The sequence below is a fragment of the Pontibacter sp. HJ8 genome (genome assembly GCF_054824225.1).
This window is the reverse complement of the sequence record NZ_JSYF01000258.1, coordinates 1-2,955: the sequence shown is the minus strand read 5'-3', so window position 1 is coordinate 2,955 and position 2,955 is coordinate 1. Positions and strand designations below refer to the sequence as shown.

At 42.9% G+C, this 2,955-nt stretch carries 1 protein-coding gene; it reads right to left on the bottom strand.

The window, feature by feature from the left end:
* The coding region (locus tag OB13_RS12095; protein WP_461490426.1) for a SusC/RagA family TonB-linked outer membrane protein at window positions 1–2,955 on the bottom strand (2,955 nt) is incomplete at both ends.

Below are 2,955 nucleotides of genomic sequence, written 5' to 3'. Positions count from 1 at the left end.
AACGTTAAGTCATAGATGAATTCATCAAATGTCTTATTTGAATACAAGCCATGGTAGTAATCCTGTGCTTCGATGTAGTAATCTACCGCCTCGCCATCACCATTTACACCAAACACATGTAAACCGCCACCATCAGCTACTGCATCTCTTATTGGGTTTCCTTTGTCATTAGTGGCTGCGGTACGGGCTGTAAGACCACTATAAGAACCCCACATGTTAGAAAGAGAAACAAACTTACCACCAACCTGATAGTCAATGTTTGCATTGATAGAGAAATCTCTGAAGATGGTAAATGTATTCTGAATACCACCTGTATGCTGTGGAAGAACGCTACCAAAGTTCACGTTAGGATCATTTTCATAGGTACCATCAGCCTTAAGAACAGGCTGCCCATCAATTCTCTTGATACCATTTCCTACTAATTGTCCCCATCTCTTGCCTTCTGTATGAACTAAAACTGGCATTGTAGTACCCCATACACCCTGTAATGGAGTAGTTTGCGTTACACCAGGAGCCAATGATACTATATCATTTTCAAGCAAGTTCGCCCAGGTACCAGATATTTTCCATTCAAAAACCGGGGTATTAACTGGTGTACCGTTCAACTGAAGTTCTATACCTTTTTTGCTTATCTCACCAATATTGGTGTAAAGAGATGTAAATCCGCTTGCGCCGTTAGTAGTAAGAGGGTAAGGGAAATCTTTTTCAGCACCTTCATAATAAGTAAACTGGAAACCAAATCTGTTTCGCAGGAAACTCATGTCAAGCCCAACTTCCGCCATCGATACAACAGAACCTCTGATATTTGGATCTACCAGCTGGTTTGGCGTGCTCATTAAGAAGTTATTACCCCACTTAAATTGCCCTACACCATAAGCGAATCCTGGGTACACATAAGCTCCGAAGGTTTCGTTCGTGCTACCCAATGCTTTTGGCACTTCACCCCAGGAGGCTCTTAATTTACCATAGCTCAACCACTCATTTGATTCTGCTACTAAATCACTGAATACAAATGATGCACCAAATGATTTTGATAATACATCATTGTCTTCTGTAGGCAAGGTAGAGAACCAGTCATTACGTAATGTTACGTCTGCGAACACTAAGTTTTTCCAGCCAAAAGTGGATCTAACGAATGCTGCTCTGTATTGCTCTTCAACTCTTCCATTACTAATTGAAGCTTCGTTCTTAGAGTTAGCAATGGTAAACAAATCAGGTACGTTCAAACCCTGTGTAGTACTGGCTCCATTGCTTTTGCTGGTCCATCTGAAGAAGTCAGCTCCTACGTTCGCTTCAAGGCTGAAGTCACCAAGCTTTTTAGTATAAGCAGCTAAGAATTCAACGTTTCGTCTGTTAGAATACGAATTAGAAGTTGAATATGCACCTAATGCATTCGGATTGTTACCAGCTGTCTGGTTACCACTTTCAGCCAATCTTGAGCTATACTTGGACTCAGCAAAAACTGTATTTTGCTGTTTGCGATATGTGGCAATTAACCTAAGATCGTCATTTACTTTATAAGTCATAGACACGTTTCCGTATAAGCGGTCGCGCTGGTTTACCTGGTCCAGAAGATCATAATAAGTATAGAAGTTATACCAGTAGTTCGCTCCCATCGACCCTTTTGGATCAGCTGCATTATAGCTGCTTGGGTTAGATTTGTTCCAGCTTGCATAAATGCCTTCAGGGGTTGTTAAGCCACGAAGGTCCTTCATGATGCCCATGTCCAAATCTCTGTGGAACCACTGGCTAAATGAACCTGTGGACTGATTAGAATACTCATCGTCAATTTCTCCGTTCAGCTTTCTGGTTATATAGTTAATGTTAGCTGAAACCTCTAAATTCTTATTCAGTTCATAAGAAGTGATCAGGTTAAAAGTATTCTTTTTCAGACTGGAATTCGGAATCAAGCCTTTTACATCCTGGTTTCCATAAGTCAATTTGAAATTCAAAGCGTCAGTGGCTGTACTAACGGTAACAGAGTTATTCAGAGTTAGGCCTGTATTAAAGAAATCTCTCGCATTGTCAGGCTGTGGCTCCAGCTTAGCTGTTTGGTAAGAACGGCTGTGACCACCATACCAGGCATACCAAGGAATATATTCCTGACCTACCATTCTAGGACCCCAGCTTGCATCATCACTATAGTCATGGTAATATTTACCATCCAGCGCTTGCCATTCTGCCGGATCACCTTCTTTCCAGTTGTATTTAACTAAGTCACCGAAAGCTCCACCCGCATATGAGTTCTGGTAATTAGGCATGATGTAAGCTTTTTCAAACATTGCACCTAAATTCAAAGTAACGCCTACGCCTGGCTGCTTACTGCCTTTCTTCAAAGTCATTACGATGGCGCCGTTTGCAGCTTGTGAACCAAACTGTGCAGCAGCAGCAGGCCCTTGCAATACGGTAACATTCTCAATATCATCCATGTTGATATCATCAGCATTGGGAAGGATAGTACCATCCACGATATAGAGAGCACCAGACCCTAAACCAAAGCCTGATGTACCACGCAACCTTACTTCTGTTTCTCTACCAAGAGCGGCGGCGGACTGGCTTCGCACCTGAACACCAGCTACTTTACCTGCAAGGGCGTTATTAACGTTAGGCTGGCGAATCACGTTCAGTTGCTCTGCGTTCACTACCTGAGCATTGGTAGCAGTAGAACGAGCAGTACGTGTAGTGCCATAGGCACCTGTTACCACCACTTCTGACAATTGCTGTGAGGCAACACCCATCGCAACATCAATGGTTGTAGCAGTACCAATAGCGCGCTCGATTGGATCATATCCAATAAATCTAAATATTAAGGTGTTGCCTCCTTCAGGCACATTGATTGAGAAGTTACCGTCTGCACCAGTAGCTGTCCCTGCAGTTGTGCCTTTTACCAACACTGTAACACCTGGCAAAGGCTGGTTGGTGGTAGCATCTGTCACCTTACCGGTGATCGCTCTA